Genomic DNA, 17850 nt, shown 5'->3' with positions numbered 1-17850 from the left:
ACAATGCGAGCAAGCCCGTCTGTGTTGCGTGCCATGTTCTACTTTCTGTGAAAGTGAAGAGCGGTCTGTGAGATGCCTCACCATACATACAGCCGTACGCGCTGCCGGTGGATCGTTCGCCGCAGCGCGATGGTTAAAGCCTCTTGACTACAGACAAAGCTATGTTACCGTAACTGACCACCGCCTCTTATGCCCACCTCCCTTAGCGACCTAAAAGACGCGCTCGCTCCCATCGAAGACCTAAAGTCTGCTGCTGCCGTGCTTTCGTGGGATCAGGAGACCTACATGCCAGAGGGCGGCGCTGAAGCACGAGCCCGGCAGATTGCGACGCTCAAAACGATGGCGCACGAGCGGTTCGTAACCGATGAGGTTGGCGCACTGCTCGACAGGGCCGAAACTGCAGTTGAGGCCGGTGATGCCTCTGCCGTAGAGGCCGACCTCGTTCGCGTAACCCAGCGTGCCTACGATCGTGCTCGCAAGCTGCCTGCATCGCTGGTGAGCGCGTTCTCGCAGGCGGCCTCGCGTGGACAGACGGCGTGGAAGCAGGCGCGAGCGAACGACGACTTTGACCATTTCGCGCCGCATCTCAAAGAACTCGTCGACCTGACGGTCCAGAAAGCAGAGGCGCTCGGATACGACACGGAGCGCTACGATGTACTGCTCGATGAATACGAGCCTGGCATGCCTACCTCCACGGTGGTCGACACCTTCGCGGACCTCCGTGAGGAGCTTGTGCCTATCGTGGAGGCCATTGCCGATCAGCCCGCTCCGAACGACGCCATGCTGCACGGCACCTTTCCGGCAGATGCACAGCGCGCTTTCGGCGAGCAGGTGATCGCCGATTTCGGCTACGACTTCGACTGCGGACGCCAGGACCTCTCTGCACATCCGTTCACTACGTCATTCGGCATACGCGACGTGCGTCTGACCACGCGTTTCGATGAAGCGTTCTTGCCGTCTGGGCTCTTCTCGACGCTGCACGAGGCGGGCCACGGTCTCTACGAACAGGGCATTGCCCCTGAATTGGCCCGCACGCCGCTGGCCGAAGGCGCTTCGCTCGGCATCCACGAATCGCAGTCGCGCCTTTACGAGAACATGGTCGGGCGCAGTCGCCCCTTCTGGCAGCACTATTACGGCGACCTGCAAGAGGTCTTCCCAGAGGCGCTTGCCGGGGTGCCCGGTGCCGATTTTTACCGTGCCATCAACCGGGTAGAGCCGTCGCTCATTCGGGTAGAGGCCGATGAAGTCACGTACAACCTGCACATCATGCTGCGCTTTGAGCTGGAGCGCGCGCTGGTGCAGGAAGACCTGGCGGTAGATGATCTGCCTGCTGCCTGGAACGACCGGATGGCATCGTACCTTGGCGTAACGCCCAACTCAGATGCCAACGGGGTGCTGCAAGATGTGCACTGGTCGTTTGGCGCGATCGGGTACTTCCCCACCTACGCGCTCGGCACTCTCATGTCCGCTCAGATTGATGACGCGCTGCGCCAGGACCTTCCCGATCTCGACGCGCAGATGGCATCGGGGCAGTTTGATGCGTTGCTCCAGTGGCTACGCGAGCGCATCCACCAGTACGGGCGCCGCCTCGACGCACCAGAGCTCTTAAAGCAGGCTACCGGACAGCCGCTCGACGCGGGGCCCTGGCTCAACTACGTTCAGAAAAAGTACAGTGCCATCTATCCTGATCTGCAGGCTCAGCGCGTGCTGTAAGGTGCATGGCAGCCAGGTTCTCCGGCGCTTCGGGCTTGTAGAATCTGTGCATCATACCAGCGCCGGGAAACGCTGCGCGGCCCGTCTCGTTACGCTCCTCTTAGTTTATTGCATACGCTTTCTCCTGTTTCTATGCCCACCGATACCGTCGACCGCTGGAGCCCCTCTTCGTGGCGCGAACGCCCTGTCCGTCAGCAGCCTACGTACCCAGACCCCGATGCCCTGCAGGCAACGCTGTCGCAGATCGATCATCTGCCACCGCTGGTTACGTCGTGGGAAATCGACAACCTGAAAGAAGACCTGGCTCAGGCGGAGGCGGGCAACCGGTTTCTGCTACAAGGAGGCGACTGTGCCGAGTCGTTTGAAGATTGCACAGCCGACGTGGTCACCAGCCGCCTTAAGATTCTTCTGCAGATGAGTCTGGTGCTTACCTATGGGCTCAACACGAAGATTGTGCGTGTTGGGCGCTTTGCAGGGCAGTACGCAAAACCACGCTCCTCAGACACCGAAACACAGGGCGATACCACGCTGCCCAGCTATCGCGGGGAGATCATCAACAGTCCGGAGTTCACCGAGGCGGCACGTACGCCCGACCCTGATCGCCTACTGAAGGCATACACGCACTCCGGGCTTACGCTGAATCTGGTGCGCGCGCTCTCAGAAGGTGGGTTCGCGGATCTTCGCCACCCCGAGTACTGGAACGTGGACTTCATGGCGCACTCGCCGCTTGCTAATGAGTACCAGCGGCTGGTCGACGACATCGGTACGGCGATGCAGTTCATCGATACGGTGGCCGAGCATGCGCTCAACGCCATGGAGCGGGTGACGTTCTACACGAGCCATGAGGCGCTCCTGCTTCCATACGAGGAGGCCCTGACGCGTTCGGTGCCGCACAAAGAGGGCATATACAATCTGGGCACGCACCTGCCGTGGATCGGCAAGCGCACCAACGCTCCCGACGAGGCGCACATGGAGTACATGCGGGGCATTGCCAACCCGGTTGGACTTAAGGTGGGGCCTGACATGACGCCCTCAAAGCTGCGCACGCTTATCAATCATCTCGACCCTGACGACGAACCTGGGCGCCTGACGCTCATCACGCGCTTCGGAGCTAACAAGATCGCAGATCGCCTGCCACCGCTGATTAACATGGTGCAGAGCATGGGGCACTCGGTGCTCTGGTGCTGCGACCCGATGCACGGAAACACTGAGCGTACCAACGGGGGCATCAAAACCCGGCGCTTTAAAAACATTCTGGGCGAGCTTGAGCAGGCCTTTGAAATCCACGCCGCCGAAGGGTCGCGGCTCGGGGGCGTGCACTTCGAGCTGACCGGCGAGAACGTGACGGAATGCATTGGCGGCGCACGCGGCCTCAAGGCAAACGACTTAGAGCGTGCCTACAAGTCGCTCGTCGATCCGCGCCTGAACTACGAGCAGTCGCTTGAGATCGCCTTCAGCATCGTGCGCAAGTACCGCGCCCTGCATAAGTAGGCGGCTCGCCCGGCATCACAGCTCAGGCGGCATATGCTTCAGCCAGCCCAGATTGAGCACGCTCCACAGCCCGATACATATCGCCTCGGCAGCGTCGTGGCGGAGTGAGGTGGGACGCGGCGCGCCCGACCACTCGATGACCGACCGGGCCAGGGCGTCGGCGGCCTCCTTGGCGTCGCTTCCGGTACGGCGCTGGCTCGGGTTCAGCAGCTTCTTGCGCCACCGTTCGGCCGAGATGCACGCGGTCGAAGCCTTCTGCTTCTTCGCCTGCCGCATCCAGGGCTCGGCGAGGCCCCGGTCGCCTTCAAGCACAACCCACGCGAGGGCATCGTGCTCCTGCATCATCCGGTAGGCGCCCTGCTTCAGGCGTGCGTTCGACCCGAAGTTGGTAGAGCGATACGACTGCAGACGTCCGTCGGAGTCGTACAGTGCAAACCCGGCACGGAGCCCTAAGTCAACAGCAAGGAGCATACGAATCAGAAACAGGTGTAGAAAGGGCAAACGCAAAAAGATGCAGCATCAGCGGGTCCAGCCGTCGTGGTCGTCGGGGCCGGTGGGGCCAATCTGCTCATAGGCGGGCTCCAGCAGCAAATCCGGGTTGTAGAGGCGCCCGCCTTTCATGACGAGTTGCACGTTACGGGTGTGGGTAATGTCGTTCAGGGGATTGCCCTCAACGACGAACAGGTCGGCCAGCGTACCGGGGGCGAGCGTGCCCAGCAGGCCTCCCCTGCCGATCGCCTCGGCGCCGTTTTTGGTGGCGATGCGTAGCACTGCAGCTTCCGGGATGCCAGCCATCACCATTGCATGCATTTCGCGATGAGCGGCGAAGCCCGGCAGGTAGTCGCCCCAGGCTGGCTTATCGGTGCCCAGCACGATAAGGTCGCCCCCGCCGGCATCGTAAAACGCCTTCGTCGAGCGCTGCATGGCAGCGTAGAGCCCCTCCATCAGTTCGCTGCCCGTAACCTCCTCGGCGCGTTCGGCCCACACCTGCTGTACGTAGGGCGTAAAGAAACGCTGCTCGTCGACCCAGTAGTCGAAGCCCTCGAATCCCTCAGTACCCGCAAAATAAACCGGGGCTGTCATGGTTGCGCTGAAGTGCACGCGGTGGTCTAAGAACGTCTGCACGATAGCTCGAAACGCTGTTGAGGTCGTGTCGACTTCATTCCAGACGGGATAGGCAGGCCGCTCGCGGTCGAGCACGTGTCCGCCCAGAATGTGCTCTACGCGGTCGATGCCCATGCGAATAGCGTCTTGCGCGTTGGTGCTTCCGCGCCATCCGGAATCGAGGTGACCGGTTACGGTGAGTCCGTGCTGATGGGCACGCTCGATAGCAGGTTCGAGATGCTCGGGCGAAGCGCCCTTCGCCTTGAATCCAGCCACGCCCCGCGCGGCCCATTCATCAACCAGCGCACGTATGTCATCGGCCGTGTAGTCGGGGTCCCAGTCCGGGTTAGAGCGCCCGATGTAAGGGCCCGCAGTCAGGATGCGGGGTCCGATCTGCTCGCCCCGGTTGATGCGGTCGCGGGCCGCCTCCATGATGGCCGGGTCATACTCGCCGCCGGTAAACGTGGTCGTGACGCCATTCGCCAGGTAGACAAGCGGATTGTACACCGCCTCATCGACGCGCCCCTCGCCCAGCAGGTCCATGTTGTAGTGCGCGTGCAGGTCAACCAGTCCGGGCAGCAGGTACTGATCATCGTTGAGTTCAACAACGTGCGCATCCGCCGGAATATCGTCGCCGAGGTCGTCGTTTACGCGCAGCAGGCGTCCGTTTGCAATGAGGGTGGCCTGATGCGCCACAGCTATGTCTTCCGACACATCGATCATCTGTCCGCCACGCAGCACCACATGACTGGCCTCGGGATGCCCGGTCTGCACGGTCGGTAGATCGGGTGCAGCGCCCGTCTGGGCTGAAGCAGGCAGGGCGGTGAGTAGCAGAGCACACAGCGTATATACGATGCTCAGCAAGGCGATATAAAGCGAAAACGAGCGCATAGGGTGGGGAGAGACGAGCGGAAAACAGTGGGTAGCTCCAATAACGTGTCTAACGCCATTGCTGTCAACCCCTCGAAGATCTCCTTGCTTGACGGCGCAGTATAGAAACTGCACCGGAGGCTATGCATTCTTGGTATCCACTATCGTTTACTCTGTCATAACTGTGTGTCGCAGCCCGTCGGTGTAATCGCGCCTTGTGGCGCGTGACTTCCAGGGCGCTGTACTCGCTGCATGGGTCTATTACTTTTATACGTTGCGCTGGCGATCGGAGTATCGTTTCTATGTTCGATCATGGAAGCGGTGCTGCTGAGCACGACCCCGTCATACGTAGCCGCGCTGGAACGAGACGAGAACCCCATTGGCGAGCGTCTACAGCAGTACAAAGAAGATATCGACCAGCCGCTGGCGGCGATACTGAGCTTCAACACCATTGCCCACACGGTGGGGGCCGCAGGCGCAGGGGCGCAGGCTACGATTGTATTTGGGGAGGCGTACATCGGCGTTATATCGGCGGTGCTGACCTTGCTTATCCTGGTCTTCTCAGAGATCATTCCCAAAACGCTTGGTGCGGTCTACTGGCGGTCGCTGGCGCCGTTTGTGGCGCGCGTGCTGGGGCCTACTATTGTACTGATGTGGCCCTTCGTAAAGCTGTCGAAAGGCCTGTCGTACCTTCTGGCCAGCGGCGAAGAGCAGGTGTCGTTTAGCCGCGAAGAGTTCACGGCACTTGCCGAGCTGGGCGAAGAGGAGGGCGTCTTCGAAGAGAAAGAGTCGCACATCCTGCGCAACCTGTTTCGGTTTAACTCGCTGCGCGTGAAGGATGTCATGACGCCCCGCACCGTGGTGTTCGACCTGCCCAAGACAGAGACCATCGGCGATGTGGTGACGAAGTACGACGAGTTTCAGTTCTCCCGCATCCCGGTCTACGGCAAAAACCGTGACGACGTAGCCGGGTACGTGCTCAAAGATGAGATCTTGCTGCGCGCCGCGCAGGAAGATCTCGACGCTCCGCTCTCCAGTCTGGCCCGCGAGATGATCGTGGTTCAGGAAACACTGCCCCTGCCCGACCTGCTCGAACGCATGCTCGACCGCCTGGAGCATATTGCGCTGGTCGTCGACGAGTATGGCGGCGTTGCGGGCATCGTTACGATGGAAGACGTAGTTGAGACGCTACTCGGCATGGAGATTGTCGACGAGGCCGACTCGGTCGAGGACATGCAAGACCTGGCGCGCCAGCAGTGGTTTCGGCGGGCTCAGAAGCTGGGCATGGTGTCTGACGATGCCGCTACCGAGGCCGACATCGTGGCACCAGCCGTGCCGTCCCCATCCGATGGTTCGCCAAACGCCCCGGATGTATCTACCCCCTCATCTGAATAGCCGGGTCGGCCGGGGTACCACCGTGCGGCCGGTGGTGAGGCAGCCGAATGCCGCGTGGAGCCCCCGTACGACGTACCCTGTACGACCCATGTTTTCCGAATCCCTCTGCGTTCTCCGTCTGATTGCTGCAATATGTCCGATACCGACTCGCTGCGTACGTTCGAGCGCCCGCCGGTTCCTGCCCCGGAAGACATTGCGGATGTCTATCTGATTGGCATATGCGGTACGGGCATGGGCTCGCTCGCGCAGCTTTTCGACGAGGCCGGGTACACGGTGCGGGGAAGCGACGAGGCGGCGTATCCGCCAATGAGCACGCAGCTTGAGGCCCGCGGCATTGAGGTGCTTGAGGGATACGACCCGGCCCACCTCAGTCCGGCGCCCGATCTCACCGTGGTCGGCAACGCCTGTACGCCTACCCACCCTGAAGCTACACACGCCCGCGAGAACAACCTCGTACAGCAGTCCTTTCCGGAGGCGCTTGGCCGCACGTTTCTGACCGACGATCGCCGCTCTATCGTTGTAGCCGGCACACACGGGAAGACCACCACCACGGCGCTGCTCGTGCACACGCTGCGCGCGGCAGAGGCCGACCCCGGGTACCTGATCGGGGGCGTACTTGCCAACACGGGAAAGAGCGCGCATCTGGGTACCGACCAGCCGTTTGTTGTCGAGGGCGACGAGTACGACAGCGCCTATTTCGATGCGCGTCCCAAATTCATGCACTACCGGCCCGACAAGGCGATCGTAACGTCGCTTGAGTTCGACCATGCCGATGTGTTTGATGACGAGGCGGCCTACCGCGAGGCCTTCGAGGCGTTTGTGGGCACGCTGGGCGCGCGTGACGGACTGCTTGTGCTCTGCGGCGATGATCCAGCGGTGGCGCGCCTGGCGGCTCATACAGACGGGCGCGTGCGCACCTACGGCATCGACCCAAGCAACGACGTAACCGTAACCAACCACGAAGCAGGCCCCGACGGACAGCGCTTTACGATCACGATGGGGGGGCTGGAGCGGGGGACGTATCGGCTTCCGCTGCACGGCACCCACAACCTGCAGAACGCGCTGGCGGTGGCTCTCATCGCATTCAGCGAGGGCTGTAACAGCCGACAGGTAGCGCGCGGGTTCGAGTCGTTCGAAGGCGTTGCCCGCCGCCAGGAGATTCGGGGCGTGGTTCGCGACATCACAGTGATCGACGACTTTGCTCATCATCCTACTGCTGTAAAGACAACCCTGAAGGGACTGCGCACCGCCTATCCCGGGCGTCGTCTGGTTGCAGCGTTCGAACCGCGCTCGAACACCAGCCGCCGCGCTCGCTTTACGCACGACTACGCCACCGCCTTCGACGCCGCCGACCAGGTCGTTCTCAGCACCCCACCCTTTCGCCACAACGACGACCCGGACGATCGGCTCGATATAGCGGCTGTGGCTACCACGCTGCGAGAGCGCGGGGTGCCGGCCACCGTGGCCGACGACCCCGACGACGCACTGCAGCGCTTGAAACGCCTCCTCACGCCGGGCGACGTTGTCGTAACGATGAGCAACGGCTCGTTCGGACACCTGCCAGCCCGCTTGCTGGAGGCACTCGCCCATACCGACTGAGTTTTTCTAATCCCACCTACCTATGGCTGAATCCAAGAAGTCACAGAAAGACACCGGATCTGCAATCTCGCTCATCGACATCCTGCTGATTGGCTTTGGGCTTTTCCTGATGTATATGGCGGTTGGCAGCTACGCAGAAGGCGACACGCTCGGCGCCGGCGCCGACTTGTTGCTCGGCATTGCGGGTGTGCTCATGGGCATGCGCAATCCTGTACAGCACTCCTTGCAGCGCCCGGTCCCCATTCTTAACACCGCAGCGATCGTGTGTGCGCTTACAGGTATCGTGCTCTTCGGCGCTACCTTCTTTCAGTAGGCGCCCGCCCAGCAAACGCTGCTCACGTTGGTTCTGCTGGATGTGCATGCCCTCCTACGCCTGCCTATGCCTGCTCCGTTTGCCGACACAACCGATGCCCTCGGCCGTCCCATCTGCCTCAGTGCGCCGCCGAAGCGTATCGTCTCGCTGGTGCCCAGCCTCACCGACCTGCTTCACGGGCTCGGCCTCAACGATGAAGTGGTGGGCCTTACGCGCTTCTGCGAACGGCCCGCGGGCTGGCGTAACGAAAAGTCGATCATAGGAGGCACCAAACAGGTGGATGCGGAACGCGTAGCAGCGCTGGAGCCTGATCTCATCCTTGCGAATCAGGAAGAGAACACGCAGTCCGATGTCGAGGCCCTGGGCGCCCACGCCCCGGTGTACGTCACCGACGTGGCCACCGTCAGCGAGGCAACCCAGATGATACGCCATGTAGGCGCGCTGGTCGACCGCGCGCTGGCTGCGCAGCAGATGGCGCTCCGCATCACCGAGCGCTTTGCAGCGCTCCCCGAATGGCCGCCCCGGCGCGCTGCCTACCTCATCTGGCGCGACCCGTACATGACGGTGGGCGGCGACACCTTTATCTACGACGTGATGCGCTACGGCGGATTTGCCTCGCCGTGGAAGGAAGCCACCCGCTACCCCGAGGTCTCGCTGGATGCCCTTGCCGCCGCCGATCTCGATGTGATTCTGTGCAGCACCGAACCGTTTCCATTCGGAGAGAAAGACCGGTTCACCAGCGAGATCCGCGATGCGTGCCCTGAGACCACCGTACAGGTCGTTGACGGACAGCTCTTTTCCTGGTATGGGCCGCGCCTGCTTCACACGCCCGAATATCTGCGTACCCTGCGTGCAGAACGTACAGAACACGCAGAATAGGTGAGGGAATCACTTCCTGCCCGGTCAAGACGCAGCTATCGTTTCAGCGCCAGCGTGAGTCCGTCGGCCACAGGCAGTAGGCTCAGGTGGATGCGTTCGTCGTTGTGCAGCTTGGCGTTGAGCTGCTGAATCGCCTGCGTGTTGGCATCGGTGGCGTTCGGGTCGGTCACCCGGCCCTCCTGCAGCATGTTATCGAGCAGAATCAGGCCGCCGGAGCGCAGCAGCGCCAGCGCGTGCTCGTAGTAGGCGTCGTACTCGGTCTTGTCGGCATCGATAAACGCGAGGTCGAAGGTGCCCTCGGCGCCGCCGTCGCGAAGGGCCTGCAGCGTGTCGAGCGCCGGAGCGATGCGCAGGTCGATGCGATCGGCCACGCCGGCTTCGGCCCAGTAGCGCTCCGCAATAGCCGTGTACTCGCGGCTGATATCGCACGCAACCAGCATGCCGTCGTCGGGCAGCGCGTACGCAACAGAAAGCGCGCTGTAGCCGGTGAAGACACCGATCTCAAGGGCCTTCGTTGCGCCCATGAGCCGGGTTAGCAGTTGCATGAACTGTCCCTGCTCGGGAGCAATCTGCATGTCGTGCTTTGGGTGGTTCATCGTCTCGGCACGTAGCTGCCGCTGAATCTCGGTTTCGCGCAGCGATACGTCCAGCAGGTAGTCGTGCAAGGCATCGGTAAGTCCAATCGACTGGTTTGACATAGGGGGGGGGCGGTGTGTGATCGATGTAAGTAAGCAATTTGCTCTCCGATACGTACTACAGCGCTTCGTGTCTCCGTGGCAATCGTTCCGAATCAAAACCCCGGCCCACAAGGTAGGAGCGCCCGTCCACGTTTCCCGGCATGTACCGACGTTCCCGCTTTATGGCTGATGCACCGCGCTTGCTCTGGGTCGACGACGAAGTCGACCTGCTTCGCCCTCACGTTATGTTTCTGGAAGACAAAGGCTACACGGTTGAAACCGTTTCGAACGGGGCCGATGCGGTGAGTCTGGTCCAAGAAAAGCCGTTTTCGCTCATCTTCCTGGATGAGCAGATGCCGGGAATGGGCGGGCTCGATACGCTGGTCGAGCTGAAAGAGGCGCGCCCTGAGGTGCCCGTCGTTATGGTCACGAAAAGCGAGGAGGAAGATCTGATGGAAAAGGCGCTGGGCCGGCAGATCAGCGACTATCTTACCAAGCCGGTTAACCCCAGTCAGATTCTGCTGACGTGTAAGCGTGTGCTGGAGCGCACGCGGCTGCAGCAGGAGTCGCAGTCGGAGCAGTACCTGCAGTCGTTCGGAAAGATCGACCGCACCATCAGCGAAACGACAACGGCGGAGGAGTGGCGCATGCTGTATCAGCGCCTGGTAAACTACGACCTGTCGCTCACAGGCGACGAGGGCGCCCGGCAGATCTTCGACGACCAGTTCAAGAAAGCCAATCGGCGCTTCGGAAGCTTTGTAGAGGAGCAGTACCCCGACTGGATCGCGAATGCAGACCGCGCCCCCGAACACACGGGGCGCCCGCTGCTCTCGCACGAGGTGCTACCCAAGCACGTCTTTCCCCGGCTCGGAGAGCGCCCGGTTGTGTTCTTTGTGATCGACTGCATGCGCTACGACCAGTGGCTTGCCTTTGAAGACCTGCTGCGCCCACACTTCCAGGTGGAAACGGACTTCCACTACAGCATTCTACCAACGGCAACGCCCTACTCGCGCAACGCCATCTTTAGCGGGATGCTTCCGCTCGATCTTGACGAGCGCTTTCCGAACCTCCAGTCCAAAGCCGAAGAGGAGGAGCACAGCCGCAACCAGTACGAAGAGGCGCTGCTGCATGACTTTATGGAGCGGCGGGGCGTCGACGACATGCGCATGCGCTACGACAAGCTCATTGCTACCGAGGACGGGCGCAGCTTTGCCGACCAGGCGCAGAACCTAACGCAGCACGACCTGAGCGCCGTCGTCGTCAACTTTGTGGACATCCTTGCGCATAGCCGCTCCGATTCGGATGTGCTGAAGGAGCTGGCGCCCGACGTGGCGGCCTATCGCTCGCTCACGCGTACCTGGTTTGAGCACTCGTGGCTGCTGGATGCACTGAAAACACTGTCTGAGCGCGACTGCACGGTGGTGCTTACCAGCGACCATGGCGCGGTGCTTAGCCTTCGTTCTTCGAAGGTGATCGGCGACCGGGAGACGTCGACGGCGCTGCGGTACAAGCATGGGCGCAACCTGCAATGCAACGAGGAGGAAGCGATCTATGTGCGCGATCCGGAGACGTACGGCCTGCCGGCGCCGGCAATGAATACGAACTACATCCTCGCGAAAGAGGACTTCTACTTCGTCTACCCAACGAACTTCCACCACTACGAGAAGCTCTACCGCGATACGTTTCAGCATGGCGGTGCCTCGCTCGAAGAGATGATCCTGCCGGTGGCTACGCTTACGCCGAAAGAGTAACGCGGGCCCTCTGCCCCATAGCTGTCTCTACGAACGCAACGCGGATGCTGAAAGAGCGCGCCGGGTGCGCATCCGTACCGGCACCCTAAGGCGAGAGGCTGCACCTGCGCGAGATAACACGCCCACAGGGAGCGATCTGCCCTACGGAGCCGCGACGGCTCTGCCATGAAGCTACCCAGCGTTTCGCATCCCCCTTCATACCGTATCTTTTTACTGCCGTCCTCATTCTGTTATGGAGTTTACGCTTGTTCACACCGACCCGAAAAGCGATGCCCGTGCGGGTTCGTTTGAAACCGCACATGGCACGGTGCAAACGCCTGTGTTCATGCCGGTGGGCACGTTGGGCAGCGTAAAGGGGGTGCCACCGCGCGCGCTGCATGAGGACGTGAAAGCGGACATTATTCTGGGCAACACCTACCATCTGTACCTGCGTCCGGGCACCGACGTGGTTGAGGCGGCGGGCGGGTTGCAGCGGTTTTCGCAGTGGAACGGTCCGATCTTGACCGACTCGGGGGGATACCAGGTCTTTTCGCTGGCCGATCGATGCACGCTGACTGAAGAGGGCGCGGAGTTTCGCAGCCACATCGATGGCTCGAAGCACATGTTCACGCCGGAATCAGTAGTGGATACGCAGCGCGCGCTGGGCTCCGACATTATGATGGTGCTGGATGAGTGTCCGGCGGCCGACGTGTCGAAGGCGTATGCGCGGGAGTCGAACGAGCTGACGCTGCGCTGGGCCGAGCGGGCGCGCACCCATTACGAGAAAACCACCTCGCCGCATGGCCATGAGCAGGCGCTCTTTGGCATTGTGCAGGGGGTGACGTATCCGGAGGTGCGCCGCGAATCGGCCCGTGCACTGGTGGACCTGGACTTTCCGGGCTATGCGATTGGCGGGCTCTCGGTGGGCGAATCGCACAAAGATATGTACGACATGGTAGAGGTGGTGGCTCCGCTTCTGCCGGAGCACAAACCGCGCTACCTGATGGGTGTGGGCACGCCCGAGAATCTGCTCGAAAACGTTGCGCGCGGCGTGGATATGTTCGACTGCGTGATGCCCACGCGCAACGGACGCAACGGCACGCTCTTCACCACGCAGGGGCGCATGAACATCAAAAACGCGCAGTTCGCCAACGACCACACGCCGATCGACCCGGGGCTGGAGGCCTACGTGTCGCAGACGTTCACGAAGGCGTACCTGCGCCATCTGCAGAAGTCGAACGAGATTCTGGGCCTGCAGATCGCCTCGCAGCAGAACCTGGCCTTCTACTGCTGGCTGATGCGGGAGGCGCGGAAGGCGATTCTGGAGAATCGGTTTATGGCGTGGAAGGATGCCATTCTGCCGCAGATTACGCAGCGGATATGATCGCAACAGGGCCGGGTACCATAATACGCTGCAAAATAATGCCGGGTACAATGCACAATAGCACATAGGGCACAATAGCACATAGGGCACGCTGCGATATAGGTCACGATGCGGCGCGCGGGGCACGGCGTAGTGAGATGGTCGGGGGGCGCCGGCAAAGAGGGCGAGCGGGGATGACGCTGCCGAAACCTGCCGGGGGCCGGGCGCTATGTGGATGTGCTTTTCTATTCCATGTGCCTACCCTATGCCTGATTCTACACCGTCTCCTACTCCGCTGATGCAACGCATGCCCGGCTTCTACGGGTGGACCGTTCTGGCGGCGGCTACGCTCGGCATGGCGGCTACGCTGCCTGGACAGACCGCCGGGGTGTCGCTCTTCATCGATGCGTTTGTGGACGACCTCTCGCTCTCTCGAACGGTGGTGTCGTGGCTCTATACGGTGGCCACCGTCACGGGATCGCTCGCCCTTCCGTGGATCGGGCGGAAGATGGATTACATCGGGCCGCGGCGGATGGTGCTGCTGGTCGGCGGAGGCTTTGCCCTTGCCTGCATGGCCATGAGCCAGGTACGCGGCTGGATCACGCTCTTCCTCGGGTTTCTGATGCTACGTGGGCTCGGGCAGGGGGCGCTCGGGCTGATCAACAACCACGTGGTGAATCTCTGGTTTGAGAAGCGGCGCGGATTTGCAGTGGGCGTGCTCGGGCTGGGCATGGCAGGGGCCACCGCGGTCTTTCCGCCGCTCATCGAGCAGCTCCTGCAGGCGTACGGCTGGGCCACGTCGTATCTCATCATCGGGGCACTGCTTGCTGTGCTGGTGCTGCCGCTTCTCGTGGCCATCTATCGCCCCGAGCCCGAGCGCTTCGGACTGACTCCCGACGCAGACGCCCACACCAAGACCGGCGGTGCATCGGCCTCAAACGAAGCGTCTACTGTGCGCGGACTGACGCTACCCGAGGCGCGGAGCACGCGTACGTTCTGGCTGTTCATCGCTGGGGGCGTATGCAGTGGTGGGCTCGGCACCGGGCTACTCTTTCATCACTTTGCTATTCTCGCTGAAGCGGGGGCCGACCGGGCGCTTGCGGCGCAGTTCTTTGTGCCGTATGGCATACTCACGGCCGTCTTTACGCTGCTCATGGGGGCGCTCATCGACCGCACCTCGCCGCGTTACTTGCTCGGGGTGCTTATGGCCGCCTACGCTATCCTTATGGGAGGTGCCCCGTTTGCATCAACTCCGACGCTCGTGTGGGCCTATGGATTTCTGTTCGGGGTGGCTCAGGGAACGCAGAATGCACTCCTGGGCAGTGCGTTTGCGTATTACTTTGGCCGCGCACACCACGGCAGCGTGCGCGGGTTCGCCGCGACGATCTTTGTGGCGGGCACCGCGCTCGGCCCCGTACTACTGGCGCTGGGTCCCGACTTTCTGTCGTCATTCACGCCAGTGTTGTGGGCGAGCGCCCCGCTCGCAGTAGTGGTGGGGCTCGCTGCCTGCTGGGCCGAGTGGCGCCGGTGGGATGCAGCAGCACTTGTGCATAACCCGTAACACCCACTCGTTCTTTGACGAGCCTTTTCACTGCAGGGGATATTGTACGCAGCACCGGCGTTTTTTTACGTATCCACGTCATCCTGTGCGGACACGCACGCACATGCATGGCGAGATATCCTTTCACAGACCCGGACCATGGCTATGCAACAGCAGATAGATGCACTGATTCGTCAGCTTGGCCTTGAAGAAACCGACCGGCGTATCGCCGCCTGGATGGATCGCTACGGACGCTGGCTGCTTCGTATCTCCATCGCGATCGTCTTCATCTGGTTTGGCGGACTCAAAGTAATCGGGATGAGTCCGGCCGAGGAGCTGGTGAAGAGCACGATCTATTTTCTGCCTGCCGACCTGTTTTATCCGATTCTGGCGTGGTGGGAGGTGCTCATCGGGGTAACGCTTCTGTGGCGGCCCCTGAACCGGGTGGCGATCTTGCTTCTCTTTCTGCAGATGCCAGGCACGATGCTTCCGCTCGTGTTGCTGCCAGACGTCTGCTTCACCAGCATTCCGTTTGGACTCACGATCGAAGGGCAGTACATCATCAAGAACCTGGTGCTGATCAGTGCCGGATTGGTCGTTGGGGGCAGCGTGCGACGGCAGAGCACCGAGACGCAGCGTCTGTAGGCCCGTCCTCAAAGAACCGGAATTCGCAGAACTGCTCTCAACGCGCTGAGCGAATGAAGCTCCTGTCTTACTTCTCAGCCGCGGGCCTGATGGTCGGCACCTTCTTTCTGGCCGCGTCGCTGACTCCTACGCTCGTTCCGCGAACCGCTGTGCTGCAGGGCATCGTGTCGGGCGGCGCGCTGGCTGCCGGATACGGACTGGGCGTGCTGGGCCAGGCGCTGTGGCGGTATCTGCAGCTTCCTGCGCCCAGCCGCACCGTGCGGCTCCGTATCAAAGGGAGCGCCATTCTTCTCGGGGGGCTCGTCACACTCTTTTTCATGTGGCAGTGGAGCACCTGGCAGACCTCGGTGCGCGCCCTCGTGGAAATGCCGCCTGCCGACGGCTTCCAGCCGCTGACCGTCGGGCTGCTCACGCTGGCTATCTTCCTCGTATGCTGGGCCCTGGGCTGGAAGTTCAAAGCGCTCTGGAGCCGGCTCTCTAACAGACTGGGGAAGTATGTACCGCACCGGGTGTCGGTCGTACTCGGGCTGATTCTATCGTTCTACCTGTTCTGGCTTGTCGTGGACGGCGTGCTCTTCTCTGCCCTGATACGTTCGGCAGATACCTCGTACGAACAGGTGGATGCGCTCATTGAAGACGATATCTCGCAACCCAGCGATCCGATGCAAGCCGGAAGCGACGCCTCGTTGATTGCGTGGGAAGACATGGGGCGCGAGGGCCGCCGCTTTCTGGCAGGGGAGCCGCAGTCCGACTCCATAGCGGCGGTTATCGGCGAATCCGCCACGCAGCCCCGCCGTGTCTATGTAGGCATGCATGCTGCCGAAGATGTGGAAACCCGGGCGCGCCTTGCACTCGACGAACTGCTTCGGGTGGATGCGTTCGACCGCTCGGTGCTGGTGCTCATTACGCCCACGGGCACCGGCTGGGTGGATCCCCCCTCCATCGAAACGCTCGAATACCTGCATCGCGGCGACGTGGCCTCGGTCGCTGCCCAGTACTCGTATCTGCCGAGTCCGCTGGCGCTGCTCACCGAAGATGATTACGGCGCGGAGATGGCGCAGGCGCTTTTTCGGGCGGTGTACGGGCACTGGACTGCGCTCCCGTCTGAAGAGCGTCCAAAGCTCTATCTCAACGGGCTTAGTCTGGGCGCGCTCAACTCCGACCGCTCCTTCGATTTCTATGATATCATCAACGACCCCTTTGACGGCGCGCTGTGGGTGGGGCCGCCGTTTCGGCAGAGCACCTGGCGCACCGTAACCGATCAGCGCGAGCCCGGATCGCCGGCCTGGCGGCCTCGCTTCCGTGATGGCTCGGTGGTGCGCTTCATGAACCAGGACGGGGGGCTGCACCAGGGGCGCGCTCCGTGGGGCGACTTCCGCATCGCCTTTCTGCAGTATGCCAGCGATCCGATCACCTTCTTCGAGCCGCGCATGCTCACGCAAGAGCCCGACTGGATGCAGCCGCCCCGCGGCCCCGACGTGTCGGACGACTTGCAGTGGTATCCGGTGGTTACAATGCTGCAGGTGGCGGTGGATATGCTGGCGGGCACAAGCGCCCCCCGTGGCTACGGGCACGAGTACGCTACGGCAGACTACCTTTCGGCCTGGCATGCGCTTACCGAACCCACCGGGTGGACGCACACCGAGCTGGACCGCCTATCCCGCCACCTCGCCATGCCCGACGAAGCCCCACGGGTGAGTAGCAGCCGGTAGCCATCGGGGGCAGATGCACCAGACACAATTTGGACGCCCCTCATCCTGGCCTTCTCCCAAGGGAGAAGGAACAAGGGTGAGGGGGTTAACCATCGGAAAAACAGCATGCTGGCAAGCACTTTGTTTGCGGGAGCAGTACATGGAAACGCACCGCAGCCAGCGCGGCACAGGCTATGCTCATGAGCGACTTCGCTGATTGGCTTTGATCCATAGGGCCTACGTGGTCGAGCCACGATCTGTATAAACCGTAACTTCTCCGAGGGGGACTTGGAGACTGCGCTCTGTACAGAACCGGCTGGGATGACTATAAGAACCTGTTTTGATTTCTTAATTTGGACTGCGAGCGGCTCCGCTGGGCTGCAAATTGTCCCCGATATCGGTCCGTAACCCCGGCTACGAACCTCTATCGTGGTTCAATTTTCGCCGCAGCGGCGCTCGCTCTCGCCCGCAAACCAAAACCTAAACAGGTTCTAAGTGTTGATAGCTCCTGATTTCGGTCCCGCTTGCATCTCCGGCGTCACCAATCCCCAACTACCACGGGGCGTGGCACACAGCCCGTTTGGGCAGAGCAGCCTCCAGCCATGTGCGGCGTTCGGCCTGCCGCTGATGATACGCAGGCGCGTCCTGTCCGATAGGCGAGCCCGGGGGGATGCGCACATCGGGGGCAGGCGTAGAGGCGTCGTGCGTCCGATTCAGGAAGCGCTCGATCTGTTCGTGCAGATGGAATCGGTGCGCTTCGGTGTCGGGGTTGCCCGCAGCGTTGGCGTCGAGCCAGCCGTGCAGCGCGCGCAGGTGACGGGTTAAGTGGGCGCGTACCAT

Annotated in this window: 15 protein-coding genes; 11 read left to right on the top strand and 4 right to left on the bottom strand. The window is 61.8% G+C overall.

Features of this window, described 5'->3' with window-relative positions; translation table 11 throughout:
• The first annotated feature begins 189 nt into the window (after window positions 1-189).
• On the top strand, window positions 190-1713 hold the full coding sequence (locus PPP56_RS01190; RefSeq protein WP_353561948.1) for a carboxypeptidase M32: 1524 nt from the start codon (window positions 190-192) through the stop codon (window positions 1711-1713).
• Window positions 1714-1845: 132 nt separating this feature from the next.
• Entirely contained in the window at window positions 1846-3204 is a 1359-nt protein-coding gene (locus PPP56_RS01185) for a class II 3-deoxy-7-phosphoheptulonate synthase (protein ID WP_353561945.1), read from the top strand.
• 15 nt (window positions 3205-3219) lie between these two features.
• Here PPP56_RS01185 and PPP56_RS01180 read toward each other — a convergent pair whose 3' ends face one another.
• Window positions 3220-3675: a hypothetical protein gene (locus PPP56_RS01180; RefSeq protein ID WP_353561943.1), complete on the bottom strand. Its 456-nt coding sequence runs from the start codon at window positions 3673-3675 to the stop codon at window positions 3220-3222.
• A gap of 48 nt (window positions 3676-3723) precedes the next feature.
• A complete protein-coding gene (locus PPP56_RS01175; protein ID WP_353561941.1) occupies window positions 3724-5199 on the bottom strand; it encodes an amidohydrolase family protein in 1476 nt (491 codons plus the stop codon).
• Between the two features lie 231 nt (window positions 5200-5430).
• Between PPP56_RS01175 and PPP56_RS01170 the strand changes: the two genes are divergently transcribed.
• The 4 genes from PPP56_RS01170 (at window position 5431) to PPP56_RS01155 (ending at window position 9364) form a co-directional block, all read left to right on the top strand.
• Window positions 5431-6573, top strand: coding sequence for a CNNM domain-containing protein (locus PPP56_RS01170; protein WP_353561939.1), 1143 nt, complete (start codon window positions 5431-5433; stop codon window positions 6571-6573).
• 132 nt (window positions 6574-6705) lie between these two features.
• Window positions 6706-8172 carry a UDP-N-acetylmuramate--L-alanine ligase gene (locus tag PPP56_RS01165; protein WP_353561937.1) on the top strand — a complete coding sequence of 489 codons (1467 nt, stop codon included), beginning with the start codon at window positions 6706-6708 and terminating at the stop codon, window positions 8170-8172.
• A gap of 22 nt (window positions 8173-8194) precedes the next feature.
• Entirely contained in the window at window positions 8195-8485 is a 291-nt protein-coding gene (locus tag PPP56_RS01160; protein ID WP_353561935.1) for a hypothetical protein, read from the top strand.
• 66 nt (window positions 8486-8551) lie between these two features.
• A complete protein-coding gene (locus PPP56_RS01155) occupies window positions 8552-9364 on the top strand; it encodes a helical backbone metal receptor (RefSeq protein ID WP_353561933.1) in 813 nt (270 codons plus the stop codon).
• Window positions 9365-9399: 35 nt separating this feature from the next.
• Here PPP56_RS01155 and PPP56_RS01150 read toward each other — a convergent pair whose 3' ends face one another.
• Window positions 9400-10062, bottom strand: a complete 663-nt coding sequence (locus PPP56_RS01150) for an O-methyltransferase (protein WP_353561931.1) — start codon at window positions 10060-10062, stop codon at window positions 9400-9402.
• Between the two features lie 161 nt (window positions 10063-10223).
• Between PPP56_RS01150 and porX the strand changes: the two genes are divergently transcribed.
• The 5 genes from porX (at window position 10224) to PPP56_RS01125 (ending at window position 17031) form a co-directional block, all read left to right on the top strand.
• Window positions 10224-11792, top strand: coding sequence for a T9SS response regulator signal transducer PorX (gene porX / locus PPP56_RS01145; protein ID WP_353561929.1), 1569 nt, complete (start codon window positions 10224-10226; stop codon window positions 11790-11792).
• A gap of 232 nt (window positions 11793-12024) precedes the next feature.
• Window positions 12025-13155 carry a tRNA guanosine(34) transglycosylase Tgt gene (gene tgt, locus PPP56_RS01140; protein WP_353561926.1) on the top strand — a complete coding sequence of 377 codons (1131 nt, stop codon included), beginning with the start codon at window positions 12025-12027 and terminating at the stop codon, window positions 13153-13155.
• A 244-nt stretch (window positions 13156-13399) separates the two neighbouring features.
• Window positions 13400-14695 (top strand): MFS transporter, encoded by a 1296-nt coding sequence (locus PPP56_RS01135; protein ID WP_353561924.1) that lies wholly within the window; start codon window positions 13400-13402, stop codon window positions 14693-14695.
• A gap of 144 nt (window positions 14696-14839) precedes the next feature.
• Window positions 14840-15319, top strand: a complete 480-nt coding sequence (locus PPP56_RS01130) for a hypothetical protein (protein WP_502912536.1) — start codon at window positions 14840-14842, stop codon at window positions 15317-15319.
• Window positions 15320-15372: 53 nt separating this feature from the next.
• On the top strand, window positions 15373-17031 hold the full coding sequence (locus tag PPP56_RS01125; RefSeq protein WP_353561920.1) for an alpha/beta hydrolase: 1659 nt from the start codon (window positions 15373-15375) through the stop codon (window positions 17029-17031).
• A gap of 531 nt (window positions 17032-17562) precedes the next feature.
• Here the strand turns inward: PPP56_RS01125 and PPP56_RS01120 are convergent.
• On the bottom strand, window positions 17563-17850 hold a 288-nt coding region (locus PPP56_RS01120), incomplete at its 5' end, for a hypothetical protein (RefSeq protein WP_353561918.1).

Source organism: Longimonas sp. (assembly GCF_040409695.1).
Lineage (GTDB): Bacteria > Bacteroidota > Rhodothermia > Rhodothermales > Salinibacteraceae > Longimonas.
The sequence above is the reverse complement of the archived record's forward strand: the minus strand, read 5'-3'. Positions and strand labels throughout refer to the sequence as shown.

Bases quoted from the DNA above. Each gene is read 5' to 3' on its own strand.
- PPP56_RS01125 (WP_353561920.1), top strand. From the start codon at position 15,373: ATGAAGCTCCTGTCTTACTTCTCAGCCGCGGGCCTGATGGTCGGCACC.
- PPP56_RS01190 (WP_353561948.1), top strand. From the start codon at position 190: ATGCCCACCTCCCTTAGCGACCTAAAAGACGCGCTCGCTCCCATCGAA.
- PPP56_RS01155 (WP_353561933.1), top strand. From the start codon at position 8,552: ATGCCTGCTCCGTTTGCCGACACAACCGATGCCCTCGGCCGTCCCATC.
- PPP56_RS01160 (WP_353561935.1), top strand. From the start codon at position 8,195: ATGGCTGAATCCAAGAAGTCACAGAAAGACACCGGATCTGCAATCTCG.
- PPP56_RS01185 (WP_353561945.1), top strand. From the start codon at position 1,846: ATGCCCACCGATACCGTCGACCGCTGGAGCCCCTCTTCGTGGCGCGAA.
- PPP56_RS01180 (WP_353561943.1), bottom strand. From the start codon at position 3,675: ATGCTCCTTGCTGTTGACTTAGGGCTCCGTGCCGGGTTTGCACTGTAC.
- PPP56_RS01165 (WP_353561937.1), top strand. From the start codon at position 6,706: ATGTCCGATACCGACTCGCTGCGTACGTTCGAGCGCCCGCCGGTTCCT.
- tgt (WP_353561926.1), top strand. From the start codon at position 12,025: ATGGAGTTTACGCTTGTTCACACCGACCCGAAAAGCGATGCCCGTGCG.
- PPP56_RS01170 (WP_353561939.1), top strand. From the start codon at position 5,431: ATGGGTCTATTACTTTTATACGTTGCGCTGGCGATCGGAGTATCGTTT.
- porX (WP_353561929.1), top strand. From the start codon at position 10,224: ATGGCTGATGCACCGCGCTTGCTCTGGGTCGACGACGAAGTCGACCTG.
- PPP56_RS01150 (WP_353561931.1), bottom strand. From the start codon at position 10,062: ATGTCAAACCAGTCGATTGGACTTACCGATGCCTTGCACGACTACCTG.
- PPP56_RS01135 (WP_353561924.1), top strand. From the start codon at position 13,400: ATGCCTGATTCTACACCGTCTCCTACTCCGCTGATGCAACGCATGCCC.
- PPP56_RS01175 (WP_353561941.1), bottom strand. From the start codon at position 5,199: ATGCGCTCGTTTTCGCTTTATATCGCCTTGCTGAGCATCGTATATACG.
- PPP56_RS01130 (WP_502912536.1), top strand. From the start codon at position 14,840: ATGCAACAGCAGATAGATGCACTGATTCGTCAGCTTGGCCTTGAAGAA.